Here is a 25268-nt window from a genome sequence, read left to right on the forward strand (position 1 = left end):
CGGACAGGAGTGCCCGGCTACATGTATACAGACTAAAAAATTCAATCAGGATGTAATGATACACCTTTCAACATTGAAATAAGTTAATGCGAGGTTAACAGATTAAATTTCCCTCGTAACCACAAAGTTCATCCGGCGCTTCATGCCACTGTTTCCTCAGCGTCGCGATTACGCTGATCGTTGACCCGGCTGTAGGACTATTGGCCTGGTAGCGGCACACACCACACCCGGGCCATTTTCCTGCAACAGCAAGAGATGGCGGTTAAGATTTCTAATTCCTAATTTATTTTTCCATGCGAACGCCATTGTTACCACTGCAACGGCTGCTGGATTGTATGCAGCACCCACCACGCCCGGACGACCCATCTGCCTATGAAATAGCCAGTACCCTGCATAAACAGTCGCTGGCTGCTATAGAGGAGATCACGCTTGAATTTGAAGAATGTTTAGCTGCAGGCATCAGTGAACAAACCCTTCATAAATATGTGAGTACCTGCCAGGAAAAACTCACCGCGCTTTGCAACGACGTGCCTTTCAGCTGGCTGGAAGTAGAAACTTCTGCGCCTGTGGAATACGACGAATGGCGCTACCTCTGTAATGATATCTGCCACCAGCTGGAAGATCTCATTCTCTACCTCATGCTTACCTATGCCAGGTTTTATAATAAAATGGCGGTCACGCCAAACGTATACCGGGAACTGATGCGGCAACGCATCGCTCCCGGTCTTTCTGTGATCCGCAGCTGGTTTGCTGAAACAGACGAAACTTGCAGAGAACTACAACTGATGATCCTCGGTCTGTATGATGCCTTCCTGCCGGAAGTACCCAATAAGATGAATTATTATCAGCTGGACTTCCTCCGTGAACTACAACAGGCACTGCTCAAATACTGGTCGCAGGAAGACAATACCATGGAACATGGTTTATTGCAGCAGTTACTCTTTTCCCTCAACTTCAACAGCACGGATTATTATCATTATTGCACTTCTTATATCAGTCAGCAGTTATTAGAACTGCCAGACACGCATACGCAGCTGGACCTGTTGTCCTTCATTCATAAAACACTCTGCCAGATACCCGTAAAACAAGGACTGGCTTATAGTCATGATGCGCCGTCTATTATCGCATTACTGAAGGAATGGCTACTGGTGGAAAGTAAATACCTGCAGTCGGGCATGAAACGGCATTCTTCCAAAAGTGTCCAGCAATTCAAAACCCTTCCGGAAAATTTCAAGCTGCAAACCAGCCTGACACTGCCGGAGCTGGCAGCACTCTTCAGGATCTTAAAAGAAGCGGGTATTATAGAAAACAGGAACATGCAGGATGTATTCCGCCTGCTGGCACTCTGCTTCTCTGTGCAGAAGAAAGAGGCTTTCGAAGGAAACTCGTTCCAGTCAAACTACTATCACATTTCAGGGGAGACATTAAAAAAGATGGAGGACCTGGCGCATTCACTCGTCAGGAAAACCTACCAGCTGAGAAAAGGATTGTAAGCCACTATACATGGCTTACTTTTTCTTCTTTTTCTTTTTCTTCAGCATTTCCTGCTGTTTGTTATGCTCATCCAGCAGTAGCTGCCAGTTATCATTAGGGATATCTTCAGAGAAACTGATCGTTTCCCGGTAATCGTTCTTGTCTATTTTCATTACGGTGATATCCTTGCCAATGTAGGCATGGATCGCCTCCAGCACCGGCTTTTCTTCCTCACTACAGAAAGAGACAGCCTGTCCCTTTTTAACGCCACGGCCTGTACGTCCCACACGGTGTACATAGTTCTCCGGAACATCCGGCAGGTCGTAGTTCACCACATAATCCACATCCGGAATATCAATACCGCGGGCGTTTACATCGGTCGTGATCAGGAGTTTGACATCTCCCTTCTTGAACTCATCCATTACCTGCAGCCTGTCATCCTGCTCCTTGCCGCCATGCATAGCCAGTGATTTGATACCTACACGCTCCATGGCAGCTACGACCCTCTCCGCACGCACTTTTGTGCGTACAAACACGAGGATCTTACTATCGGGGAATTCTTTCACCAGTCTTTCCAGGAAGAAACGCTTGTCATCCATCTCCACGTAGGCTACGGCATGCTGTACGTTCTTGGATACGGGATCCTGCGGAGACACCTGGATCCTGATAGGGTTCCTTACGACGGAATAAGCCAGGTCTTTGATGTCTTCATCGATGGTAGCAGAGAAGAACAGGGTCTGGTGCTTACGGGGCAGGTGTTTCAGCACATCCCGGATATCGCGGATGAACCCAAGGGCCAGCATATGGTCTGCCTCATCCAGGATCAGGATTTCTGTCTGGCCGAGGTCAATAAAGCCCTGGCTGATCAGGTCAAACATACGTCCCGGTGTGGCAATCAGTACATCCACACCCTGGGCCAGCTTCTTCAGCTGTGGCGCCTGGTCTACGCCACCATGCAGCCCTAATATGTTCAGTTTTGTGTATTTCGCGATGTTCTCAAACACTTCCGAGATCTGGACAGCCAGTTCACGGGTCGGTACCATTACCAGGCATCTCACTTCTCCTTTCGTTTTCCGGGGATGGTATCTTTGCAGCATATGCAGCACAGGAATGGCAAAAGCGGCTGTTTTACCGGTTCCTGTCTGTGCGATAGCCAATACATCATCTCCCTTCAGAATGGAAGGAATTGCCTTAAATTGAATATCCGTAGGACGTCTAAAACCCAACTCGGCTAAACTTCTCTTAATCTCTTCGGATATATGGTACTGCTCAAACTTCATGCGGCAAAGATAAGGCTAGCAACTGACATTGGCGAAAAGGGGGATATCTGCTGATTCGGTGTCAGTAATACCAGGCGTTGGCACACAACCTGCTAATAGTTATCTTTAAAGATAATTCGATTCCATGAGAGGCAGAATCTTCGTCAAATTGCACCCGATACACCGCATATTGATCAGCGCAGGCATAGCCGGGCTGGTATTTGTGTTTACCCAAGCGGCATCCCTACCGCCGCTTATTAAAGTAGTGTTATTGTGGGATGTATTTGCCCTTGCCTATAACATCACCTGCTGGTTTGTGTTCTTTAACCGCAGTGTGGATGAGATCCGGAAATATGCCAGAAAGGAGGATGGCAGCCGGGCATTCGTGTTCGTAGTGATCCTGCTGGCCTCTTTTGTCAGTATGCTGATGGTATTGCTGCTTATGATATCCGACGAGTCTAAAGAAGCAGACAAACTGCTCTTTTCGTCGGTAGCCATCGCAGGGATCCTGTTGTCCTGGGCCATGGTGCATACCATGTTTGCCTTCCACTATGCCCATATCTACTACGACGACGATGAGGATAAAGTGAAAAAACAGGCAGGAGGCCTGGAATTCCCGGAAGAACCAGAGCCAGACTACCTGGATTTTGCCTATTTCTCCTTTGTGATCGGGATGACCTTCCAGGTATCAGACGTGCAGATCAGTGACCGCAAGCTGCGCCGCATAGTGCTGGTACACGGCCTGCTGGCCTTTCTGCTGAATACCTTTGTGGTAGCACTGACGATCAACCTGGTGGCAGGACTGAGGGGTTAACGACTACAATGAATGCAGACCCTATTATTCATATTGATGCCAGAATGCCTGTGTGGCCAGCTGTCCGGCTCTTTGCAGACGTTTTCTTTCCCGCAGGGGCTGTACAATTGTCTTGTAGGCCCGTTGCAGGTAAGGCCAGCCAAAAGCGGCGGTATTAAAAATGATCATGATAGAAGAGAATAACTGTAATCCCATGAAGAGGGCAATGCCCAGATGCATCCCTACAATGGCCAGATAGCCATAGGGGCGGGTGCGGCGCCACCAGATAAAGAACGGATAACCCATCTCCAGTAGCAGTGTGCTCCAGCCGATCACCTTGGCCAACAGCGGGTAACTGGCCATCCAGTGCATATCAAAACGGGCAAACTGTCCCTGCATCAGGGTCTGCCAGATGGCTTCCCCATTCCACCATTGAATACCCATGGCCTTTTCAACACCTGAAGCAATGTATACCACACACAGGTGCAGTTGTAAGACGCGGATCGATAAGGTGTTCCATTCATTAGCTACGGGTTTGGTATGACGCGAAAAGTTATCCCAGGCATAAACATTCCCCACCGGCATCAGCATACAATAGAACAAGGCAATATGCATAAACGTTTCCACACCATATGCCGCCATAAAGCCGGTGTTGATAAACGTAAACTGTAGGGCCCATGCAATAAAGGCCGCGTAGCGGGTGAATTTACCCACCAGTAATACCATCAGACTGCACAGATAAACTCCCATCAGTACATATACCCAGGTATCTGCCGCAATGCCTGTTGCATTGGCCAATGGCTGCAACCAGGATAATTGAGGCATATAAGGGTCTACAATACCACTGCTGATAGACCAGGGTACCAGTCCATTAGCGCCGTACAACAGGGTAATGCTCCCCGCCAGCCAGCCGCCCTGGACTAATCCCAACAGGGCAATCGCTATTCTGAAAAATGCCAGTGGCTCGCCCGTGGAAGGAGCCAGGAAGAAACGTTTAAGATGGCTAAGCATAGTGGATACGTTTTAAAGGGTGGTGGGTCTCTTTTTAAAATCTTTCACCAGGAATGGCTCCCACTTTGGCGTAGCGCCAGCGCGGTAGGCGGCCATATCCGGTACCCTCTTACCGATGACGGTCACCCGTACCATCTGGCTGGAAGGATTTTCACGTAACATATAAGCAGCACAGCTCTTGGCCAGCAATGACTGGGCTTCGTCTATGCTGAAGAAATTGTAGATAGTCTGTATGCGGCGGTTACACTCCGTATTGCTGCTTTCCAGCCGGGTGACCCGCTGTTCCCTTCCATCTGCCAGCGTATACACCACCGCTATTTCATTGCCGATATGTGGTGCGAAAAAGCTGAAGATATTCCCGCTGCCGGTATAGTCGCCATAGGCGGTGATCTGTTTCAGCCACCAGGATTTGTGTGTTGTCCATTCTTCCAGGTGAGCAGCGTGTAAGGCGGCTATCGTCAGGTGGAAAATGGCGAGCCCTATCCAGCAGCCATGTTTTATTGATATCATAAGGGATGCTTAAAAAGTCAGGAAAGGAGTAGAAATAGCACCGGGAAGGCCGTCATTCCCGGATGCTATTTCCAATTGAACCGTGTGTGAAAAGCTTAGAATCCGATTACGGCGCCACCGGCTATTTCTTCAACATTCAGTTTTTCGAAGCGGCTATCCAGGCGGGCAAAATTGGCGCGGATATCTTTCAGGATCTGCGGGTCGAAACAACCGATCAGGTTGGGGAACCTTCTTCTGAGGATATCTTCCCATTTCAGGCCGTTGTAGATAGTCAGACGGGCGCCAGCGGTAGGCACTTGTGTAATATCAGCAGTGCCATAGAAACCACGGGTAAAGTAAGGAAGTGTACCGGCTGGGATTGACAAACGGAATTTTGACAGTGTTGCCTGTCCGATCACTTTCTGATCTACCGCATCGGGCACTAAACGTGCACCGGCAGCCAGGAAGGTCTTGGTAGCAAGCAGTTGTTGTCCTTTACCGACTTCATATACACCCAGATCAAAGAACTGTTTGGGGTCAACTTTCTGAGCCAATGCTGCTGCGCGGGAAGCAATATCCAGGATGGGGATCATGGTAGGACAGGTTTTGATCCAGATCTTCCTGAAGGGGATCTTGTCATAACCGATCTTAGCCAGTTCCGGGAATGGCGGGCGACCACCGGGGCCAAAGAACTGTGTTTCTTCAGACAGGCTGCCATAACGGGCTTTGGTAATGTAGTCGTTGGTGGGGAGTCCATCAAAAGCCAACAGGTAGGTATCCGGTGAAAGATCTTTCAGGATAGCATCCAGTTCATCTGTGCCGGCTAGTCTTGCGCCGGTTTCAGTCGTGGAACCTATAGATGATTGTGGGTTAGCCTGCTGATCTTTTTTGCAGGAAAACAGTGACAGGGCAGCTATTGCAGCCACGCCTGTAAACAAGAGATGTTTACGCATTTTCTTTTGGGGTTTGTGGTTAATTGAATGAATAAATCGATGACTCAAAATTCGATCAATTCAACCTACCCGTCAAGTGCAAAAACTCCTGTTTTACTACGTATAAATACGTAAACAATGGAAAATTCAACAGATGGGCTACCCTATGCAGCCCATCTGTTTCATAATTTCTTTCTACAGCTCTATCTGAGGAACAGGATCTTGCCGGCCTCGCTTGGTTTGTAGGTGCCGGTAGCACTGTCGAACGTATAGGTACAGGTACCGAAATGATCCCATGCACATACGTAATCATAATCTTTGATGCCTGCTACAGCAAACTCGCCCGTACTGGTTTTGTAGTACTTGATTTCAGCACGTTCAGCCTTGTTTTGCAGATTGGTAGCTACCGCTGTTCCGGCAGCGAGGGTAACGGCTACCGCCATTAATGCGAATCTTACATTTTTCATTTTGTGGTCTGATTTTGTAGGGTGAACGGGGGTAACAACAGGATGACATTGTTAACAGCATGTCCGCTGTCAATATATTAATATCGGTTTCCTTGCGATGTTCTTTTGTGCTTATCGAAGTTTGCCAGTGTTAACAATGAGCGCTTTGCTTTTTTCCTTTTCATGGGTTTACATTTTGTGTCGTGACGGGGTTAACTTAATAGGGTATTGAAATTTTCATGGATGATAAAAGGCCGTCTTTCCTTTATTGATGACACGAAGATATAATAGTCTGCTGCTACATCACAGCAGTTGTGAAATTGATATTAGAATATTTACTACCTTTGCGTCGGATTAACACAAAGAGTACATGAAACCCTTTCATAGTTACCAGAACCCCTCTCTTGCAGTGGACCTTGTCGTATTCGGTTACAGTCAGCAGCAGCTGTCCGTTTTACTCCTGAACAGAAAGGAAGCGCCCTTTAAAGACCGCTGGGTGCTACCCGGCGCCTTCCTGCAAATGGAAGAACGCTTCAAGGATGCTTGTTCCAGGGTACTGAAAACCAAACTGGGAATGGATGACGTTTACCTGGAGCAATTATACTCTTTTGATGAACCAGACCGCGATCCCCGTGGCCGGGCCATATCCGTTGCCCATTATGCGCTTGTCAATCCCTCCAAAGTAGCGATTGCTGCCGGTAGCATGGCCAATGACGTGAGCTGGTTCAACATCAATGAATTACCTGCTCTGGGGTTTGATCATGATAGCATCTTCCAGCAGGCACTCCAGCGCCTACGTTCCAAGATCACCTATTTCCCCGTGGGATTTGAGCTGCTGGATGATCTGTTCACCATGCCGGAGTTGCACGAACTATATGAGTGTATACTGGATACGACTATTGACCGCCGCAATTTCAGAAGGAAGATCCTCGACTCGGAATATATTATTAATACCGGGAAGAAAAGAGAAGGCTCGCAGAACAGGCATCCTGATCTATATAAGTTCAACAAAAAATTAAAGAAGAATAGCTTCCAGATAAATGTCTAACTATGAAATACAATAATGAATGGCTGATACAAAGGTATCGGGCTAAGGAAAAGTTAACCTACACTTTCTTCTGGGGACATAAAGGAGAACCTGGTAATGTCACCAAGAGCTGTTTCAGCCAGTGGTGGCCAGCAGCGTTCAAAGATGAACAACATGTTTACCCCACAGCAGAACACTGGATGATGGCTGAAAAAGCAAGGTTGTTCAACGATGCTGCCTCTGAAGAAAAAATACTTAAGGCCTCTACACCGGCAGCTGCCAAAAAGCTGGGCAGGCTTGTGCAACATTTTGATCCCACTATCTGGGATGCAAAAAAATTCAACATCGTAGTGAACGGGAACCTGCTCAAATTCTCTCAATATCCCAAAATGAAAGAATTCCTGATCAGTACCGGCGATACGATCATCGTAGAAGCTAGTCCACTGGACCGCATCTGGGGAATCGGAATGGGTGCCAATCATGAACATGCGGAGAACCCCAGCCTCTGGCGGGGAAGGAACCTTCTGGGATATGCCCTGATGGAAGTCAGGGACCAACTTAAACAATAGATACAATGAACGAACAACAAACAAAAAGCATCAGCAAATTTCTGAGCCTGATCCTACGCCATCAGCCGGAAGTCATCGGTATCACACTCGATGAGAACGGCTGGACTGATGTAGATGAACTGATCGCTAAAATGAATGCCAAGGGGCATCGCATTTCTTTTGATCAACTAGAAGAAGTAGTCATCACGAACGACAAACAACGTTTCGCTTTCAGCGAAGATTATAATAAAATACGCGCCAGCCAGGGACATTCTGTGAATATCTCCCTGGGACTGGATCCGCAGGAGCCACCGGAATATCTTTATCATGGTACAGTAGCGAAGTTTCTGGATAGCATTCACAAAGAAGGACTACAAAGGATGAGCCGCCAACACCTGCACCTGAGCCGTGACAGGGAAACGGCTGTTAAAGTGGGGAGCCGCAGAGGTGCTCCGGTGATACTTAATATTAACAGCGGGGCGATGCATAAGGACGGGTTTCTGTTCTATCTGTCGGATAATGGCGTCTGGCTGACGGATCATGTGCCGGCGAAGTATATAAATTTCTAAACGAGACCAATGTCCAACAGGAACTTTATTAAAGATGCTTTACTGGGAGTCGCAACAGGCGATGCATTGGGAGTACCGGTGGAATTCCGTTCCAGGAGTTTACTACTTCGTGATCCTGTTACAGGGATGAGAGAATATGGCACACATCATCAACCAGCAGGTACCTGGTCTGACGATAGTGCTCTTACATTTTGTCTTGCGGAGATGTTATGCAAAGGGTATGATCTACAGAATCTGGCTAACCGTTTTGTTAACTGGAAGAATTATGGTTACTGGACACCCCATGGAAATGTATTTGACATAGGCATAGCCACAGCAGAAGCGATTACCCGATTGCAAACCGGTACTCCTCCTACACTTGCCGGAGGCAGGACGGAAGGTAGCAATGGAAACGGTTCCCTGATGCGCATCCTGCCACTGCTCTTTTATATAAAAGACATGCCCATAGAAGAACGTTTCAAACATGTACAGGAAGTATCTTCTCTTACCCATGCACACCTACGGTCTGTTAATGCCTGCTTTATTTACCTCGAATTTGCCCTGGCGATACTGAATGGACAGTCCAAAGAAAGTGCATATGAAGAAATCTGCTTCACACTGACAGATTTTCTGCAGAACAGTGAAGCACCTTACTTCAGCAAGATCCTATCAGGAGAGCTGCCACAGTTACCCATAGAAGAAATCCATGGCACCGGATATGTGCTACGCACATTAGAAGCGGCGCTCTGGTGCCTGCTCAATACTGGCTCTTACAGCGAAGCTGTACTACAGGCCGTAAATCTCGGAGACGATACAGACACGACAGCAGCAGTAACCGGCGGGCTGGCAGGATTACTCTACAGTTGGGAGGCAATTCCGGCCGACTGGTTAAATGTTTTGGCTAAAAGAGATGCAATTGACCAGTTGATTATTAACTTGCAAGCCAAAATTTACAGGTAAATGGCGCGGACGTTTGTAATTGGGGATATACATGGCGCACTGAGAGCATTGGAACAAGTGCTTGAAAGGGTTAAACTGAAAGCGGATGATCAGCTCATCTTTCTGGGCGACTATGTTGATGGCTGGTCTCAATCTGCACAGGTCATTGACTATCTCATGCAGCTGGAAAAACAATACCATTGCACCTTCATCAAAGGGAATCATGATGCCTGGTGCGAGTCGTGGTTAATGGGAGGATACCCTGACCAGACCTGGCAATTCAATGGAGGCAGAGAGACAGTCGCCAGCTATGACGGATATAGTCAGTCGCAAAAGAATAGTCATATCATTTTCTTCAACCGGATGAAAGATTATGTGATCGATGCGGAAAACAGATTGTTCATACATGCAGGTTTTACGTCCATGCATGGCCCTGCCATGGAAAGATATGACACCAGCTACCACTGGGATAGAACGTTGTGGGAAATGGCTATTACCATGGACAAGCGTATCAAGAAAGATTCCAAGTTATTCCCAAAAAGATTGTTAGTCTTTAATGAGATCTTTATTGGTCACACCCCTACCATCAACTATGATGTGGATATACCAATGAACGGTTGTAATGTATGGAATGTAGACACAGGGGCGGCTTTTTATGGGAAACTGACGGCCATGGATATTGATACAAAGAAGTTCTGGCAGAGTGATCCTGTACAACAATTGTATCCGAATGAGAAAGGAAGGAACCGGTAAGACCTTATCTTAATAAAGTCAATTCTTTTTTCACTAATGGAAGGTCTTTGTCATTGATGTCTGTTTCAAAATAGTAAATCACGCCATCTTCCATTACAATTCTGTTCTCAAGGTCTTCATCACTGAGGTAATCGCAGGCAGTCGGGATGTTCCAGTAATCAGTGATCCTGATCCATCTGCCTGCAACGTAAGACCAGGTGCTGGCGGTATACATGCAGGCATGCATGGATTGTACAAAGACGGAAATATCATCATTCCCATCCCCGTCCAGATCGCCTTCGTTCACCAACCTGATATGCCTGCCTGTTACTACCGGCATTGGTTTTATCTTGTTATCCTGGAACCGGACAATATACTGTGTTTCGCTTGTCACCTCAGCCCCTTCCTCCTGTGGCGCGTCACTGTCAATCCTGCCATAAAACACACCATACGCAATGTCGCGACTGGTGTCTCCATCGAAATGGCCCTCAACACGAACAGTGTCAGGAATGATCTGGATATCTTCCGGTGGAGACGAAAGTATCATGACGCTTGTGTCTATAGCAGATTCAACTATGTTATTCATGCCAATGGCTTTGGCTCTGGAGGACTCTATAGTGGAGTGGCATGCTGGTAACCAAAAGAGACATAAGGCATAAAGGGACTTTTGCATCTCACGTAAATTCTTGATACTAAAGTATTAATTTATTTACGCTTTCTCAAACAATTACTTTAGTTCTCAATGTATTAGGGGGAATTGAAGGTTCGTCCGATCCCCTCATCAGGCAAGGCATCATGCTTATAATAGTAAGGAATCCTATTTGTCAGTGCAACTGTTATAGGCCGCAGGACGAAGACCTGTACACATCATCTGATGATTTACTACGTTGTTCTGTTGAGCAGATGTGTGATTGTTTCTTATCGTGTGACCCTTCTTGTCCGATTTAGAGTGGGAACGTTTGCGTAAATATTTACGCTATGTTCTGATCGCTCACGTATCAAATCCTGTAATTTCAGTAACAAATAAATCCCCGATATGAAAACACTAATACTACTGGCATTTACATGCCTTCTGGGAGGAGGTATGTCTTATGCACAAACCACGCTGTATGTCGCCCCCGGCGGCTCAGCATCTAACCCTGGTACAAATATCAATGCCCCCACAACATTGGCCAATGCACTGGCTACTATTTCTGCAGGAGGCACTATTTATCTGAGAGGAGGCACTTACAGTCTTTCTGCATCTGTGATCATTCCGGCAACCAACAACGGTACATCATCTGCCAACAAGAATGTTGTAGCATATGCAAGCGAAGTACCTGTGCTTGACTTCTCCGGACAGGCTATTGCAGACGCTAACCGTGGTGTAGTGCTGGACGGCGATTATTGGCATTTTACAGGCATCACCATTTCCAGTGCAGGTGATAATGGTATGTTGCTGGCCGGTAATAACAACATCATCGAAAAATGTATTTTCAGCAAGAACCATGACAGTGGTCTGCAGCTGAGTCGTTATGTTACCAGCAACACAACTATCAGCTCCTGGCCTTCCAACAATCTTATCCTGAACTGTGAGGCATTTGACAACCAGGACCCGGGTAATGAAAATGCTGACGGATTTGCCGCTAAACTAACCTGTGGTACGGGCAATGTATTCAGCGGTTGTATTTCTCACAATAACATTGACGATGGATGGGATCTGTATGCTAAAACCGATACAGGCCCTATTGGCCCTGTAACACTGGAAAATTGTGTATCATACGGTAACGGTACGCTCAGCAGTGGCAGCACTTCCGGTAGTGGCGATAAGAATGGTTTTAAGCTGGGCGGTTCAGGTATTGCTGTCAATCACATTATCCGTCGCTGTGTGGCTTTCAATAATGGTCATCATGGCATTACAGACAACAATAACCCTGGCGCCATGGAAGTGTCCAACAACACCAGTTACAACAATGCGCAATCCAATTTCAATTTCAGGGATGGCAGCACAGCCACTTACAGGAATAACCTGTCTTTTAATGCCGGCTCCAGCGATAAATCTATTGGTACTGAAGTGGGATCCAGCAATGTATGGTGGAAGAACAATGTCAGTACCAACAGTGGCGGCCTGGTAGTGAGCAGTGCAGATTTTATTTCTACTACCCCCAGTGTAGGCAAGAACTCAGACGGTAGTCCTAATCTGGGTAACTTCCTGGCCCTGGCGAGCGGCAGTGATATGATCAATGCCGGCGTAACAGCGCCTGGCATTACCTACACAGGTTCTGCTCCTGACATCGGCGCTCGGGAATCAGGCAGTGCCAGCAATCCGGGTACTTATACACTCAGCCTTACTGCTTCACCGGCAACAGGGGGGACTGTCACGGCCAATCCTAATGCGTCCTCTTATACCGCAGGTACCGTCGTTACATTAACAGCGACTCCTGCGAGCGGTTATACCTTCTCCGGATGGAGTGGTGCAGCCAGTGGCATATCCACCACTGCGACGGTGACGGTTAATTCCAATCTCTCCGTTACTGCCAGCTTTACCGCTAACAATGGCGGTGGTGGTAATACGCTCCGCATAGATGATGCAGCAACCACTACCAGCGGTTATTGCGGCGCGGATGGTAGTCGCCAGAACAGCTATAGCGGCGCAGACGGCGGTTATTATATCAACCTGTCCAACGCTACAGCGAAGGGCGTGAATTATAGTATCACAGTGCCATCAGCGGGAACGTATTCCTTTGTATGGAGATATTCCAATGGTGGCGCGAACGTTTCTACCAGTGCACGTCTGCTGGTGAATGGCAGCACAGCGGTATCCAGCGTATCCTTCCCGAAGACCAGTTCCTGGACGGCGTGGACGACCACAGCGGCAGTAACCGCAACACTTGCCGCCGGTACCAATACTGTCAGAATTGAGACGACTTCTTCTACTGAATTTGCCGTGATAGACTGGCTGGAAGTGACGGGTAACAGTCCTTCAGCAGGTGCTTGCAGCGCTGGTACGCTCAGTGCAGCAGCCTATAAAGGAGAAGACACGTACACAGCCGTGAACGACGCAGCGCGTGTTTACCCTAATCCGGTGGTGAATACATCTACTGTCAGCTTCTATAATAAACAGGAAACAAGAGTGGCTGTCAGGTTATTTGATGCCAGTGGTGCGCTTGTGACTACGGTGACGAACCAGCGCTATCCGGCAGGACATCATCAGGTGAATGTCGATTGCAGCCGACTGGTGAAAGCCGTGTATTTTATCAGGGTGGAAAGAGAAGGTAAGAATGAAACGTTAAGGATCATCAAACAATAGTTTTTAGTTGCTCTCCCGGTTTCAGTGCTCTGCCCCGCTGTTGCTCTGCGGCGGCAAAAGCCTCATCCGAAAGCGCCTGAAATCCTTTGGGCGCTTTCGATGCCGGGCCTTTATAAATACCTACAAATGGTTTTGACAATGTTTTACGGGTTACGGGATCTGTCATCCGGAAATATTGCGGATACCAGCCCTGCACAGTACGATTGTCGGGAACTGCCTTCTGCGCAGTTTTTGCCCTTTTCTCCAGGATCTTTTCCAGGGTGATATTATTGATAGCTGCTTCCCTGAAGAAGTAAACGCGACGCCCTTTTAATCCATTTCCACTTTTGAATACCCCTGCATGATGCCATTCTGAAGCGAAGGGCTCCAGCTCTTTTGCACTGATCTTAGTATTGAATTTTTTGGATAATAATGTAGCGACTTCACCCGCTTTCAGCAATTGCTTGTCTTCAGCATCCTGGTAATTTTCAGACTTTCCCTCCTGCAGATATTTACGCATCTTCATGAGGGAAAGTTACAATAATTCATTTATCATGTATCATTCTACTATCTTCCGGCACCTCTGCCCTCTCAAACATGCCATAGTCCCTGCTCACTGCCGCGATACGCAAACGATAATTCTCAAACACATGATCGCGCCCGGCTGATTGTGCCATACGATGCATTTCTGTATTCCGCCATTGCTGAATAGCGGCCCTGCTGGATATGATGTTATCGGCTGACTGGCTGCGCAGGACAAAGCAATCCAGGGCGATTGTCATTACTGCGGAAGGGGAGAAAATGTTAAGGCAGCATTTTAGATTGACCGTACGGGGTTAAAGGTGTTATACGAGATATGTTTTGCAATATTGATCATTGTATGCTGGGTTACACATAATAACATTCATCTGCAGACGAACATCCCAAATTCCGGGGCGGCGCCCCGTGCCCCGGGTTTCGCCGTTCCCGGGGTTAAAAACCCCGGGCTACAAACAACGCGGCTCCTCTGGAGCCTATTGGTGTTTTGTTAAATGCGTTGTTTGCTTTCTCACATCGTCCAGTGTTCACGGCGGATGATATCCTCCAGGCGGGCTTTATCTGCGCCCATTTGCGGCTCTAATCCTAATTGCTGCATCAGGCTGTAGCTATTGATGACTCCTTCTTTATACCAGGGCATTTCTTTGCTTAGCACCATCAGCTTTGTGAAGCCCTTCATATGCTCGCCTTTCTGGATCAGGAAATAGGCATGTGCTGCCCTGAAATGTGGATAATGATAGAATTCACCGGCTATTGCGTCCCAGGTGGCTTCAGTGACAGCCGATTCGGCTTTCAGCAACGCGATGGCATATACGGGAGAATGCAACAGGTCCTGTTCGAAGCAGACCAGTTCCGGAATGGTTAGCGACTTCCGGTTGTCATTCAAAAACTTGAAGTGAAGCACCTCGTTATATAATTCGTGCGCACGTTCTTCTTTATGCGTATAATGCCAGATATCGCCCAGCAGGATCTTTGCTTTCAGATGATTAGGTACCAGGTGCAAGGCTTTCTCGGCACGCTCTTCCGCCTCCTTATATTTGGTGAGGATGAAATACGACCGGGCCACTGCCATGTGAAAATTGGCATCTGTAAGATCCGGACCAGTGGCATATTCGGCAGCCATCTTCAGGGCATGCTCAGGATAACGGTCTATGTTGAAACGCTCTATGACCTGCCAGAGCTTCATGGAATCTCCGATGGAATTATCTAAGATCTTATAAATGATCCCACGCCTGTCCCATATCGACTTTACTTCCTTCCAGTCTTCAAACGCCTCCGGGAAAGCGATGGCAAAAGGAATCACTTCATTCGTTTCTTCCGAGCGGACCCTCATACTCATCTCTTCTTTGGGCCTGCTGGTATAACGTGCGGCAGCAGCCAGGAATTCTTTGTCAAATAACTCTATGTCTGTCAATACCGGGGCAGGAATAGCCTGCCTGTTCTTGCTGTTTCTAAGGCCAAATAAGTTAGCGAAAATGCCCATATCCGAAAATCTGAAATTGTTTTGCAAGATATACAAAATATATACATATTATTTATAATACCATCTGAATAAATTACCGGGAACAGTCGCCAATTATATTTAAATTAGGACAGGAAGCGAAGTATTCAGAATTTATCTTATATCAACCAAATGTCAATCTCAAGAAGAGCATTCTTATCCCAGACAGGGAAAGTGGCTGCTGCCTATCCCGCTATGCTGGCGCTGGGAATGTTACAAAAAGCACCCGCCCATGCCTTTGACCTTCCGGGAAATGGGAATGGTAAACGTATCGTTATCCTTGGAGCAGGACTTGCAGGCCTGACAGCCGCTTATGAGTTAACAAAACTTGGATACCAGTGTACCATCCTGGAAGCACGCAACAGAGCTGGAGGAAGATGTTGGAGTATCCGTAAGGGTACCGTTCACCAGGAAACAGATATCGCGCCTCAAACCGCCACTTTCGACAGTGACCAGTACTTCAATGCAGGGCCCTCCCGCATTCCACATCATCATGAGCTGACCATGCATTATTGCCGCGAATTAGGTGTGCCCATACAGGTATACAATAACGTGAACGAGGCGACTTATTTCTTCAGTGAGGGCAAGGGACCTCTCTCAAACAAGAAGATCAGGGCCAGGGAGATCCATAATGACCTGCGCGGTTATACAAGTGAACTATTGGCCAAAGCGATTGATCAACAACAAATTGACACCGCCCTGAGTAAAGAGGATACGCAAAAGATCCTGGAATACCTCCGGGCAGAAGGCGGACTGGATATTGACAAGCTATATAAGGCATCCGACAGGCGTGGATTTATTGAAGCTCCTGGTGCAGGTGACAAACCCGGCAAAATAGGGGATCCTCACCGGCTGGCGGATATCATTTCCTCCGGTCTGGCAGACCCCGATTTCTATAACGTGGCGGAGTATACGTATGAACTACAGATGACCATGTTCCAGGCTATCGGTGGTATGGACAATATCGCCAGGGCCTTTGAACAACGGGTAGGAAAGATGATCCGTTTCGGATGTGAAGTAACAGATATTTTGAATCAGCCGGAAGGTGTGAAGGTCATTTATAAAGATAAGAAGGGCAGCAACGAACTGCAGGCGGACCTTTGTATCTGTACCCTGCCATTGCCGGTGTTGAGCAATATCCAGCATAACTTCTCTTCTGATGTGAGCCGGGCTATCGATTATGTACCTTATATGATCACCGGGAAGATCGGCTTACAATTCAAAAGAAGGTTTTGGGAAGAAGATGAGCAGATCTTTGGAGGCATTACCCATACCAACAATGAGTTAACACAGATCTTCTATCCTTCTTACGACTATCTCAGTAAAAAAGGGATCCTGCTCGGCTATTATAACTTCCATGAGAAAGCAAAGCGGGTAGGCAATCTTACACATACTGAACGCGAGAAACTGGCATTGGAGAAAGGTAGCCTGATACATCCGCAATATAGGAAGGAGTTCGAAACGTCTTTCTCCGTCAGCTGGCATAAGACGCCCTACAGTATGGGCGGGTGGGCATTATACACCGGCGCTACCCGGCAAACGAACTACAAAAGCTTATTACAACCAGACAAACAGGTATACTTCGCAGGTGAACACACCACCTACCTGAATGCCTGGATGGCAGGCGCTTTCGAATCGGCCAGAAGAACGGTAGCTGACATTCATGCCAGGGTAACAGACCAACGTATCACTTATCCCACTGCTACCGGCAGTTGATGACATAGATTTTTTACAACCAAAACGAATTGCTATGAGTACCACCAACTCCATGAACAGGCGTGACTGGCTGAAGACCACAGCACTGTTTACCGGAGGATTGACCATGCTTCCTCCGGCACTCAGCCGGCTGCAGGCAGCACCGACGGGTCCTATCGCCAGTAATAGCCCTGCTTATGCCAACGATATGGCGCTCGGGCCTAAACTACCTGCCAACTTAAAAGCCAGACTGTTTGCCAACGAGAATCCATTCGGTCCTTCCCCCAATGCGAAAAAGGCCATTATGGACAGCATAATGACCAGCTATCAGTATCCTATCAGATTGATGCCGGAGCTGGAAGAGAAAATCTGTGCATATGAAGGCATCACACCGGAAATGCTGATGCTCAGCTCTGGTTCTTCTCCCCTGCTGTTAGGCACCGCTGTTAGTCTTTGCAGGGATGGCGGCAACGTTGTTACTGCCGATCCTACTTATGACGATCTCCCCACCCGCTGTGAAAAGGTGAACGCCAAATGGATCAAAGTACCCCTGACCAAAGACTACACACATGACCTGGATGCCATGGAGAAGGCCATTACACCAGAGACAAAACTGGTCTATATCTGCAATCCCAATAATCCGACAGGCACGATTGTGGACAACGACAAGCTGAAAGCATTCTGCGAAAGAGTATCGCAGAAGGTGACGGTATTTGTTGACGAGGCCTATATTGATTATTTGCCAGATGCAGCGGCCACCACATTGATCAGTAGTGTCAAGAAAGGACAGAACATCATAGTGGCACGTACCTTCTCAAAAGTATATGGACTGGCAGGTTTACGCCTCGGTTATATTGTAGCACAACCTGCCACTATAGCGAAACTGCAGCCACATACATCCTGTAGCTGGGCGGCGCTCTCCGCTCCTGCAATTAGCGGCGCACTGGCCAGTTATCAGGACCATGCCTATATGCAGGAAGTCGTGCAAAAGACAATGGAGAGCAAACAATTCCTGTATGATACGCTGAAAGCGGAAGGCTACAGTTATATTCCATCTCATACGAACTTCGTGATGTTCCCCCTTAAAATGGACGGCGAACGTTTTACAGATGAAATGCTGAAACGGAGTGTGGGCCTACGCAACTGGAAATTGAACAACCAGGACTGGTGCCGGATCAGTATAGGACGCATGGATGAAATGCAGGCATTTGCTGCTGCATTCAAGGAATTATCTTAATCAACAGACTGTATGAAAAAATATCTGCTTACATTAATCACTTCTGTTTGCATACTGCAGGCAATGGCGCAATCCCGCCCTATCACCACTGCTGAATATGTGAAAGCAAAATCCTTTACAGTAAAAGACCTGGATAACGACACTTATGTAAAGTTCAACAACGCTTATGTATTGGATCGCTATGAAATGCGGAAACCCTATTTCATTACGGGCGATGATGGTCAGAAAAAAAGAATTGATCTATACCGGTTGGTGGCAAAAGACAGTATGCAGGAGATTGCAACTGTTATCTTTTACACCAATGAGAGCGGCAAGCTGTATACAGCTGTAATGCCGCTGTTCAACAGCAATGCTGATATCTGGAACCAATACTTTGAGGACATTCATGCCATTGACAAAGTAGAGAAGAACTATGTGCTGAAACTGTCTTATGTACTTTCGAAAGAATTCAGCTACCAGTTATACAAAGGCATGAACGCAGGGAAGAATGTGAAGGAAGAAGCCGGCACATATGGCACGGATATCTGTTTCCCGGGCGACCAGCTGGTTACACTGGCCAATGGAGCGCAGAAAGAGCTGCGTGATATCCATCCGGGAGATGAGATTGTCAGTCCGGATGCGACTACTCACCAGACTACTACCATCCGCGTGAAGGAGCTGGTGAAACATACCGCTGAAAACTATGCCATCACCCGTTTACTTGTTATGCACGCAGCAGAACAGGAAGCAGCAGGTGCACATGTAGTGACCTTATCAGGTAAGGTATTGCAGGCAACGCCAAATCATCCGATACTGACCATTGCAGGTAAAAAGCAGATGGGGACTGTAACAACAGGCGATCAGCTGCTTTGCATGGATGAACACACTAAAACACTCGTCACATATACCGTTGTCAATAAAACAGAAGCTGCCGGAGGAAAGCAGGCTGTTTACAACATCGTAGCGGAAGGCGGCGATGCCTTCATGATGAACAATATCATGGTATTACAGAAATAGAAAAAGGGGGCGCTTGCCCCCTTCTCTTTTGATTACTGTTCCACCAATACTTTATTGGCGATGCTATTAGGCACCAGCTGATAATCCTGGAACGTGACGGATGCAGCAGCTCTTCCTGAAGAAAGCGTGCGTAAGGTGGTCACATATCCAAACAGATCTGACAAGGGCACTTCCGCCTTGATATACTGGGCACTCGCTTTCATTTCCATTCCCCTGATCACACCACGACGCCTGTTCAGGTCACCCGTAATAGCGCCGGTATGTTCCTCTGGCAGGGTCACTTCCACACTCATGAAAGGCTCCAGTAAACGGGGAGCCGCTTTCGCAGCTGCCACACGGAATCCCATCAGGGCAGCATGTTCAAAGTCCAGCGCATGAGAGTCTTTCTCATGGATGTTGCCATCCAGCAAACGTACCCGCATCGATTGTACAGGATAACCTGCCAGCACACCATTCTGCATCGCTTCCTCAAAACCTTTCTTCACGGAAAGAATGAATTCACGTGGGATGGCGCCACCGGTCACCTCGTTGACAAACTCCAGACCAGGCTGTCCGTCTTCACGCGGAGACAGTTCAAACACGATCTCAGCAAAGTTACCGGAACCACCATTCTGCTTCCTGTACACTTCTTTATGTTGCACCGCCTTGGTGAACACTTCTTTGTACGCGATCTGCGGTTGTCCTTTATTGATCTCCAACTGGTAATTGGTAGCCAGCTTTTCCAGCACCACTTCCAGGTGTAATTCCCCCATCCCTTTGAGAATGGTCTGACCAGAGGCAGCATCCACGGTTACGGTCAGGGTAGGATCTTCTTCTACCAGTTTCGCCAGCGCTTCGCCCAGTCTGTTCACATCTTTGGCCACCTTCGCCTCGATAGCGTACCCCATCATCGGTTCAGGGAAGCTGATCTTTTCCAACAAAACCGGTCTGTCTGGATCGGACAGGGTATCACCGGTACGCACATCCTTCAAACCGACTACCGCGCCGATATCACCAGCACTGATCGCATCTGCCGTTTCATATTTGTCAGACATGATACGCATCAGGCGACTGATACGCACCTTCTTGCCGGTACGGCCATTCCATACGGTATCGCCGGTACGTAAAGTACCTGCATATACTCTGACAAAGGTCAGTTTACCGGCATAGTCATCAGAGATGATCTTGAAGGCCAGTGCAGCAAACGGACTTTCTTCCGTAGTGGTGATCTGCAGGCTTTCTGCTGTGTCCACATCCGTTGCATGTATCTCTTTCACATCCGTCGGAGCAGGGAGATAACGCACAACAGCATCCAGTAAAGGCTGAACACCTTTGTTACGGTAAGCAGCACCTGCCAGTACAGGGATGACCTGCATCTGTAAGGTAGTGCCGCGCAAAGCACGGTAGATCTCTTCTGCGGATACAGTAGCAGGATCAGTGGTATAACTTTCGAAGATACCTTCATCATATAATGATAGTTCTTCCAGCAAAGTAATACGCGCCTGCGCTGCTTCGGCTAACATATCCGCCGGAATATCAGTGACGGTATATGTTTTACCATCCTGGCTATCCCATACATACGCCTGCATCGTGATCAGGTCTATCACACCGGAGAATGTATCTTCCGCACCAATAGGCAATTGCACAGGTACGGCATTCGTATGTAATACATCACGGATCTCTTTCACCACACGACGGAAGTCGGCACCTTGTCTGTCCATCTTATTGATCATCACGATGCGTGGCACATGGTAACGGTTAGCCTGTTGCCAGACTGTTTCAGATTGTGGTTGCACACCTGACTTCGCACAGAACACGGCAATAGCGCCATCGAGTACACGCAGGGAACGTTCCACTTCTGCCGTGAAATCAACGTGGCCCGGTGTATCTATAATATTCACCTGGTATTTATTACCATCGAGTTGCCACCAGGTAGTAATGGCCGCAGAGGAAATGGTGATACCACGTTTCTCCTCTTGCGGATCGCTATCCATGACGGTATTTCCTTCATCAACACTACCTAACTTATGTGTAAGTCCTGTATAATACAGCATGCGTTCTGTAACGGTTGTTTTACCGGCATCCACATGCGCCATGATCCCTATATTTCTGAATTGTTCCTGTCGTTTCATTTCTAATGATTTTAAAGCAATAAAAAAGCCTTCCGCTCTGGTAACGGAAGGCTCGCTGCAATATGCATAGCGCTATACGTTACCGGACATGCCGTGTAAAGAATATTGTCAATGTTTTGATAATGGCTATCATATTGCTTGTTATAAATGTTGTTAGTGAAAATTTAGTTGAATACAATGTTGCTTAGTTTTGTGGACATACGATTCACATGTAGCAGTTGTATGTAACTGCTGATGGTATGTCACTAAGTCTAATTGTCTGAAGAAGAATGGGGGAGACAAATAAAAAGGCCCCTTCGGATGAAGAGGCCTCTGAAGAATATCCAGACACAATAATTAACCTCTCATATCCGGGCAAGGATCTGCCTCCCCGTCCTTAATTAAGACAATGCAGGTGCTTGCAATTACTGCCCTGATAGCAGCACTTGCGTTGAACGCTGATTGATATGAAAGAATGTTTGTCATTGTGATTAATGCTTTTAAATTTCGCGTACAAATGTACGAAGAATTTCGATATAAAACACACTACATCGATTAGGAAACAGTTGCACATAGCTCATAGCGGAGAATGGCCATTTAAGGTGCCATATGACCCTTTTCTTAAAACTTATGACGTCCTATCTAACTAATGTAATAAACGGGTTTTCCTGCCTCAGATATGCGGAATGTGAGGTTGATACGTGCGCCGATCTTCCTGGAAGTTTTAGGGACATGGTGTTCGTACAGGTCCTGCATGGTTTCTCCCATTAACAGGAAGCTGCCATGGGTTAAGGGAATGTCCAGGAGGGAAGTTCCCACGTGGTTCTTAGGCCTTACCTTAAACAGCCTTGTTTCTCCGAAGGTGACGGAAGCAATAGGGTGATGCCTGCCATCTGCCGGCAAGGTATCGCTGTGCCAGGATACGGAATCATTCCCATCCCGGTAGTAGTTCAGCAGCACCCGGTTAAATTCGATACCACACGCTGCTTCTACCCTGTCTTTGATCTCCAACAGCTCTGCCGTCCATTCCATTCCCTTTTCGCCTCCATAATAGGCGGTTAAACGGGGATCCGGGAGGATCCGGTCATACATTTTCCGGGTTCGCTGTTGCCAGGGGGTGGTGTCTTTGAGTATTCTAAAGTATTTATCAGATTCCGCCTTGGAGAAAAACTGCTCCCAAAGCCGTAGTTCTGTACCAGGTAGTTGAAAATCTACGTAACGCCTCCTTCCCTCGTCAAACAGGTCACAATCATCAAAAAGTTGCATAGGGCACAAAGGTAAGGAATAATAGCAAAATGCTAAAAATATTAGCATTTTAATAGGTTTTTATAGCAGATTAACCCTTGTGCTTGTTCGACGCAGATTCGACGCTTGTTCGATGCTAGTTCGATGCTTGTTCGACCAGGGGAATTATGTTAAAATAATATCGGAATGGTATGATGCCGCGCTTTGCGGGGGCCCGTTCCGGGTGTGTCACGCCGTCCTGGGGGCACATCGGCGTTCATTTCGTTTCCCGGGGTTGCACCCCGCGTTCATTTCGTTTCCCGGGGTTGCACCCGCGTTCATTTCGTTTCCCGGGGTTGCACCCCGCGCTCATTTCGTTTCCCGGGGTTGCACCCCGCGCTACAAACAACGAGACTCCTACGGAGTCCTATTATGGTTTGTTCCTATAACCATATCAGGGGGTGGCGCACCGGCAGATTACGCACCACCTCGGCATTGGAGGGGTGGTGGTCCAGTTTTGTCCAGGTATTCATCCATTCCTGCTGTTGATAAGCGGTTGCGCCAAACACCAGGAAGGGATGCGCCACCGGCCATTCATCCCAATACATGACATCCTTTTTGTATGGCCAGGTTCCTTTGTCAGCTACAAAGGGGTATAGGAAAGCGATCCCCTTTTTTATGTTACGACCGTCGGGTAACTGGTAAGCCCATAAGTCATTTTCCTTGTCGGAAAGGATCTGACAGATGGTAACCATGGCATCCAGGTTAAACAGAGAGTACCCATAAGGCTTCGTTCTGGCCAGTTCTAGGGGGAAACTGCCATCGGCAGCCATCTGGTTAGGCAGGAGTACCTGTTTGTACCGATCCCTGCAGAAACGTAATAAAGCCGTGTCACCGGTGAAGCGGGCAAAACAGGCGGTCTGCATTACCCAGCAGGTACCATGGTTGTTCTTTGCGTTCATCTCATCTTTGCCATACTGATGTGTTGTGAGCCAGTGGAGATAGTCTGTGAACCATCCCCGGATGCCTTTCAACAGGCTTTTGTCAAAGGCGGCGGCGTCCTGCATGACCAGTACCCCCTGTGCTACTTCCATCAGATGGATGGCATCAATAATACCAATACCTCTGCCGGTAAATCTACCCTTAATAGCCTGGGCATATTGCAGGTTTGGATGCATGAGCGTAGCGGTATCGGTGAACCATGCACGTAGATGCGGTAAGGCCTCACGGACATAAGCTTCATTGCCAGTAATGCGGTAGGCGGATGCCAGTGCGCCTATAATCTGGCTGAAACGGATCATTGCATGACGATGTGCCACAAAGTTGTCAGGATTGGTCATACCATCCCGCTGGATATAAGGACTATCCGGATGCACTGGATTAGGCCACCAATAATCACCTTCAGAATAAAAGTCATGTTTGCCTCCTGCACTCCGTGTACAAGTGGCTGCAGTTACAGTTACGGGCGCCTGCTGTTTCGCCCAGGCAGCTTCTTTGAGTACCTGCTCACGCAGTACATTGACGATTGTTTTATCCGGTGGATTAAATGCACTGCATATCAATAGTATCAGTAGAATCGTAACGTGTTTCATGGGTTATCAACATTATGTTCTACATAATACAAAAACTCCTGTGATAATTTTCGCTAAATTGCCCGGATGAGAAAAGGACTACCTATATTTATCCTGACCGCCTGCATACTAAGTGCATTCTCCTGCTCCGCACAGGCACTTCAACCGCTTGATGTAGCAAAAGCGATCTTTGACCCAAAAACTGCTCCTGATTTTGTCAGTCAACACAGTACAGGCGATTATAGCGGCCATCCGAACGGACTGGATATGCCTGCAACAACAAATACTTCCTTCCTGCTTATCCAGCAGACAGACAGTAAAGCAGTCATTGCAATGAATACCCGGGACAGTAATGGCAAGGTGACTGATAAATATCTTTTCTTTACCCAAGACAGTTCCCGTTGGAAAATGTATGCAATGGCAACACCTACACTTGCCCGCCTGCACGAACATAGAAAACAGGAAATGGAAGCGATATCTTCTGCACAGCTGGATAGTCTTATTACTATTTATCAGCACCAGGAGTATCCTCCCTTTAAAAGCAAAGAAGAGTTTTCCTTTATATTGAATAGCTTACGCTTGAAACTAGCGCCTGATGATAGTCTTATTGCACATTTCCAGCGACATAAAGCGGCATTTAACCAACTGTTGAAGGAAGTAAATAAGACGTCAAAATCTCCCGAAACCGAAACACCCACATTAGTAGATACGCGAACGCCTACCTACAGTCCGTTACTGATCAGCAACGTTACCACCGGTGGTTTCCTACCTAAGGAATGTATCGACTTTCATATAATGAACGACCAGGTAGGATATCTGTATACTTCTCACAAAAAATATCTGCCGGAATTACGTCCTGACAAAGTCATTATGTTAAGACCGCTCGGAGGTGGATGGTACTTATATAAGGTGAATATCTATTTGTAGGATGTTATTTTTTCTCATGGTATCA

At 47.4% G+C, this 25268-nt stretch carries 24 protein-coding genes; 12 read left to right on the top strand and 12 right to left on the bottom strand.

What is annotated here, in order from left to right; genetic code table 11:
- Positions 1 to 293: 293 nt before the first annotated feature.
- Positions 294 to 1493 (top strand): hypothetical protein, encoded by a 1200-nt coding sequence (locus CLV42_RS10565; protein ID WP_106601871.1) that lies wholly within the window; start codon positions 294 to 296, stop codon positions 1491 to 1493.
- A 15-nt stretch (positions 1494 to 1508) separates the two neighbouring features.
- On the opposite strand, the gene CLV42_RS10570 is transcribed toward CLV42_RS10565, so the two are convergent.
- A complete protein-coding gene (locus tag CLV42_RS10570; protein WP_106601872.1) occupies positions 1509 to 2753 on the bottom strand; it encodes a DEAD/DEAH box helicase in 1245 nt (414 codons plus the stop codon).
- A gap of 124 nt (positions 2754 to 2877) precedes the next feature.
- On the opposite strand from CLV42_RS10570, the gene CLV42_RS10575 reads away from it, so the two are divergent.
- Positions 2878 to 3546: a DUF1345 domain-containing protein gene (locus CLV42_RS10575; RefSeq protein WP_106601873.1), complete on the top strand. Its 669-nt coding sequence runs from the start codon at positions 2878 to 2880 to the stop codon at positions 3544 to 3546.
- A 24-nt stretch (positions 3547 to 3570) separates the two neighbouring features.
- Here CLV42_RS10575 and CLV42_RS10580 read toward each other — a convergent pair whose 3' ends face one another.
- The 4 genes from CLV42_RS10580 to CLV42_RS10595 all read right to left on the bottom strand — a co-directional run bounded on the left by CLV42_RS10580 (position 3571) and on the right by CLV42_RS10595 (position 6424).
- The gene (locus tag CLV42_RS10580; protein ID WP_106601874.1) at positions 3571 to 4536 is read right to left on the bottom strand and encodes an HTTM domain-containing protein; all 966 of its coding nucleotides are present in this window, start codon (positions 4534 to 4536) and stop codon (positions 3571 to 3573) included.
- A 12-nt stretch (positions 4537 to 4548) separates the two neighbouring features.
- On the bottom strand, positions 4549 to 5046 hold the full coding sequence (locus CLV42_RS10585) for a hypothetical protein (RefSeq protein WP_106601875.1): 498 nt from the start codon (positions 5044 to 5046) through the stop codon (positions 4549 to 4551).
- Between the two features lie 95 nt (positions 5047 to 5141).
- Positions 5142 to 5978 carry a hypothetical protein gene (locus CLV42_RS10590; protein WP_106601876.1) on the bottom strand — a complete coding sequence of 279 codons (837 nt, stop codon included), beginning with the start codon at positions 5976 to 5978 and terminating at the stop codon, positions 5142 to 5144.
- A 182-nt stretch (positions 5979 to 6160) separates the two neighbouring features.
- Positions 6161 to 6424, bottom strand: coding sequence for a hypothetical protein (locus tag CLV42_RS10595; protein WP_245901586.1), 264 nt, complete (start codon positions 6422 to 6424; stop codon positions 6161 to 6163).
- Between the two features lie 349 nt (positions 6425 to 6773).
- Here CLV42_RS10595 and CLV42_RS10600 point away from each other — a divergent pair, with 349 nt between their 5' ends.
- The 5 genes from CLV42_RS10600 to CLV42_RS10620 are packed head-to-tail and all read left to right on the top strand — an operon-like array spanning position 6774 to position 10218.
- Positions 6774 to 7451 (top strand): NUDIX hydrolase, encoded by a 678-nt coding sequence (locus CLV42_RS10600; RefSeq protein WP_106601877.1) that lies wholly within the window; start codon positions 6774 to 6776, stop codon positions 7449 to 7451.
- A gap of 2 nt (positions 7452 to 7453) precedes the next feature.
- Entirely contained in the window at positions 7454 to 7999 is a 546-nt protein-coding gene (locus CLV42_RS10605) for an NADAR family protein (protein ID WP_106601878.1), read from the top strand.
- 5 nt (positions 8000 to 8004) lie between these two features.
- Positions 8005 to 8547 carry an RNA 2'-phosphotransferase gene (locus CLV42_RS10610; RefSeq protein WP_106601879.1) on the top strand — a complete coding sequence of 181 codons (543 nt, stop codon included), beginning with the start codon at positions 8005 to 8007 and terminating at the stop codon, positions 8545 to 8547.
- A gap of 9 nt (positions 8548 to 8556) precedes the next feature.
- Complete coding sequence (locus CLV42_RS10615; protein WP_106601880.1) at positions 8557 to 9486, top strand: ADP-ribosylglycohydrolase family protein; 930 nt, start codon at positions 8557 to 8559, stop codon at positions 9484 to 9486.
- Positions 9487 to 10218, top strand: coding sequence for a metallophosphoesterase family protein (locus CLV42_RS10620; protein ID WP_106601881.1), 732 nt, complete (start codon positions 9487 to 9489; stop codon positions 10216 to 10218).
- Between the two features lie 4 nt (positions 10219 to 10222).
- Here CLV42_RS10620 and CLV42_RS10625 read toward each other — a convergent pair whose 3' ends face one another.
- Positions 10223 to 10783: a hypothetical protein gene (locus CLV42_RS10625; protein ID WP_146154361.1), complete on the bottom strand. Its 561-nt coding sequence runs from the start codon at positions 10781 to 10783 to the stop codon at positions 10223 to 10225.
- A 450-nt stretch (positions 10784 to 11233) separates the two neighbouring features.
- Between CLV42_RS10625 and CLV42_RS10630 the strand changes: the two genes are divergently transcribed.
- Complete coding sequence (locus CLV42_RS10630) at positions 11234 to 13486, top strand: InlB B-repeat-containing protein (protein WP_106601883.1); 2253 nt, start codon at positions 11234 to 11236, stop codon at positions 13484 to 13486.
- On the opposite strand, the gene CLV42_RS10635 is transcribed toward CLV42_RS10630, so the two are convergent.
- The 3 genes from CLV42_RS10635 to CLV42_RS10645 all read right to left on the bottom strand — a co-directional run bounded on the left by CLV42_RS10635 (position 13476) and on the right by CLV42_RS10645 (position 15485).
- Positions 13476 to 13991: a hypothetical protein gene (locus CLV42_RS10635; RefSeq protein WP_106601884.1), complete on the bottom strand. Its 516-nt coding sequence runs from the start codon at positions 13989 to 13991 to the stop codon at positions 13476 to 13478. The genes CLV42_RS10630 and CLV42_RS10635 overlap by 11 nt on opposite strands.
- Before the next feature lie 19 nt (positions 13992 to 14010).
- On the bottom strand, positions 14011 to 14247 hold the full coding sequence (locus CLV42_RS10640; protein ID WP_106601885.1) for a hypothetical protein: 237 nt from the start codon (positions 14245 to 14247) through the stop codon (positions 14011 to 14013).
- Positions 14248 to 14513: 266 nt separating this feature from the next.
- Complete coding sequence (locus CLV42_RS10645) at positions 14514 to 15485, bottom strand: tetratricopeptide repeat protein (RefSeq protein ID WP_106601886.1); 972 nt, start codon at positions 15483 to 15485, stop codon at positions 14514 to 14516.
- 150 nt (positions 15486 to 15635) lie between these two features.
- On the opposite strand from CLV42_RS10645, the gene CLV42_RS10650 reads away from it, so the two are divergent.
- Genes CLV42_RS10650 through CLV42_RS10660 form a run of 3 tightly spaced genes read left to right on the top strand, consistent with a single transcriptional unit; the run spans position 15636 to position 19431 of the window.
- The gene (locus CLV42_RS10650; RefSeq protein ID WP_211303426.1) at positions 15636 to 17219 is read left to right on the top strand and encodes a flavin monoamine oxidase family protein; all 1584 of its coding nucleotides are present in this window, start codon (positions 15636 to 15638) and stop codon (positions 17217 to 17219) included.
- Positions 17220 to 17253: 34 nt separating this feature from the next.
- Positions 17254 to 18435 (top strand): pyridoxal phosphate-dependent aminotransferase, encoded by a 1182-nt coding sequence (locus tag CLV42_RS10655; RefSeq protein WP_106601887.1) that lies wholly within the window; start codon positions 17254 to 17256, stop codon positions 18433 to 18435.
- Between the two features lie 12 nt (positions 18436 to 18447).
- Positions 18448 to 19431, top strand: coding sequence for a Hint domain-containing protein (locus tag CLV42_RS10660; protein ID WP_106601888.1), 984 nt, complete (start codon positions 18448 to 18450; stop codon positions 19429 to 19431).
- A gap of 32 nt (positions 19432 to 19463) precedes the next feature.
- Here CLV42_RS10660 and fusA read toward each other — a convergent pair whose 3' ends face one another.
- The 3 genes from fusA to CLV42_RS10675 all read right to left on the bottom strand — a co-directional run bounded on the left by fusA (position 19464) and on the right by CLV42_RS10675 (position 24337).
- Positions 19464 to 21542, bottom strand: coding sequence for an elongation factor G (gene fusA, locus CLV42_RS10665; protein WP_106601889.1), 2079 nt, complete (start codon positions 21540 to 21542; stop codon positions 19464 to 19466).
- Between the two features lie 621 nt (positions 21543 to 22163).
- Positions 22164 to 22787, bottom strand: a complete 624-nt coding sequence (locus CLV42_RS10670; RefSeq protein WP_170117458.1) for an alpha-ketoglutarate-dependent dioxygenase AlkB family protein — start codon at positions 22785 to 22787, stop codon at positions 22164 to 22166.
- Positions 22788 to 23188: 401 nt separating this feature from the next.
- A complete protein-coding gene (locus CLV42_RS10675) occupies positions 23189 to 24337 on the bottom strand; it encodes an alginate lyase family protein (RefSeq protein WP_106601891.1) in 1149 nt (382 codons plus the stop codon).
- Positions 24338 to 24403: 66 nt separating this feature from the next.
- Here CLV42_RS10675 and CLV42_RS10680 point away from each other — a divergent pair, with 66 nt between their 5' ends.
- Positions 24404 to 25243, top strand: a complete 840-nt coding sequence (locus CLV42_RS10680; RefSeq protein ID WP_106601892.1) for a hypothetical protein — start codon at positions 24404 to 24406, stop codon at positions 25241 to 25243.
- Positions 25244 to 25268 lie beyond the last annotated feature (25 nt).

Source organism: Chitinophaga ginsengisoli, from assembly GCF_003014595.1.
Classification (GTDB): domain Bacteria; phylum Bacteroidota; class Bacteroidia; order Chitinophagales; family Chitinophagaceae; genus Chitinophaga; species Chitinophaga ginsengisoli.

Excerpts from the sequence above, each read along its gene's own strand:
- CLV42_RS10670 (WP_170117458.1), bottom strand. The coding sequence starts at position 22,787 with ATGCAACTTTTTGATGATTGTGACCTGTTTGACGAGGGAAGGAGGCGT.
- CLV42_RS10635 (WP_106601884.1), bottom strand. The coding sequence starts at position 13,991 with ATGAAGATGCGTAAATATCTGCAGGAGGGAAAGTCTGAAAATTACCAG.
- CLV42_RS10660 (WP_106601888.1), top strand. The coding sequence starts at position 18,448 with ATGAAAAAATATCTGCTTACATTAATCACTTCTGTTTGCATACTGCAG.
- CLV42_RS10650 (WP_211303426.1), top strand. The coding sequence starts at position 15,636 with ATGTCAATCTCAAGAAGAGCATTCTTATCCCAGACAGGGAAAGTGGCT.
- CLV42_RS10590 (WP_106601876.1), bottom strand. The coding sequence starts at position 5,978 with ATGCGTAAACATCTCTTGTTTACAGGCGTGGCTGCAATAGCTGCCCTG.
- CLV42_RS10565 (WP_106601871.1), top strand. The coding sequence starts at position 294 with ATGCGAACGCCATTGTTACCACTGCAACGGCTGCTGGATTGTATGCAG.
- fusA (WP_106601889.1), bottom strand. The coding sequence starts at position 21,542 with ATGAAACGACAGGAACAATTCAGAAATATAGGGATCATGGCGCATGTG.
- CLV42_RS10630 (WP_106601883.1), top strand. The coding sequence starts at position 11,234 with ATGAAAACACTAATACTACTGGCATTTACATGCCTTCTGGGAGGAGGT.
- CLV42_RS10615 (WP_106601880.1), top strand. The coding sequence starts at position 8,557 with ATGTCCAACAGGAACTTTATTAAAGATGCTTTACTGGGAGTCGCAACA.
- CLV42_RS10625 (WP_146154361.1), bottom strand. The coding sequence starts at position 10,783 with ATGAATAACATAGTTGAATCTGCTATAGACACAAGCGTCATGATACTT.
- CLV42_RS10620 (WP_106601881.1), top strand. The coding sequence starts at position 9,487 with ATGGCGCGGACGTTTGTAATTGGGGATATACATGGCGCACTGAGAGCA.
- CLV42_RS10645 (WP_106601886.1), bottom strand. The coding sequence starts at position 15,485 with ATGGGCATTTTCGCTAACTTATTTGGCCTTAGAAACAGCAAGAACAGG.
- CLV42_RS10605 (WP_106601878.1), top strand. The coding sequence starts at position 7,454 with ATGAAATACAATAATGAATGGCTGATACAAAGGTATCGGGCTAAGGAA.
- CLV42_RS10595 (WP_245901586.1), bottom strand. The coding sequence starts at position 6,424 with ATGAAAAATGTAAGATTCGCATTAATGGCGGTAGCCGTTACCCTCGCT.
- CLV42_RS10610 (WP_106601879.1), top strand. The coding sequence starts at position 8,005 with ATGAACGAACAACAAACAAAAAGCATCAGCAAATTTCTGAGCCTGATC.
- CLV42_RS10575 (WP_106601873.1), top strand. The coding sequence starts at position 2,878 with ATGAGAGGCAGAATCTTCGTCAAATTGCACCCGATACACCGCATATTG.
- CLV42_RS10680 (WP_106601892.1), top strand. The coding sequence starts at position 24,404 with ATGAGAAAAGGACTACCTATATTTATCCTGACCGCCTGCATACTAAGT.
- CLV42_RS10640 (WP_106601885.1), bottom strand. The coding sequence starts at position 14,247 with ATGACAATCGCCCTGGATTGCTTTGTCCTGCGCAGCCAGTCAGCCGAT.
- CLV42_RS10585 (WP_106601875.1), bottom strand. The coding sequence starts at position 5,046 with ATGATATCAATAAAACATGGCTGCTGGATAGGGCTCGCCATTTTCCAC.
- CLV42_RS10655 (WP_106601887.1), top strand. The coding sequence starts at position 17,254 with ATGAGTACCACCAACTCCATGAACAGGCGTGACTGGCTGAAGACCACA.
- CLV42_RS10600 (WP_106601877.1), top strand. The coding sequence starts at position 6,774 with ATGAAACCCTTTCATAGTTACCAGAACCCCTCTCTTGCAGTGGACCTT.
- CLV42_RS10675 (WP_106601891.1), bottom strand. The coding sequence starts at position 24,337 with ATGAAACACGTTACGATTCTACTGATACTATTGATATGCAGTGCATTT.
- CLV42_RS10580 (WP_106601874.1), bottom strand. The coding sequence starts at position 4,536 with ATGCTTAGCCATCTTAAACGTTTCTTCCTGGCTCCTTCCACGGGCGAG.
- CLV42_RS10570 (WP_106601872.1), bottom strand. The coding sequence starts at position 2,753 with ATGAAGTTTGAGCAGTACCATATATCCGAAGAGATTAAGAGAAGTTTA.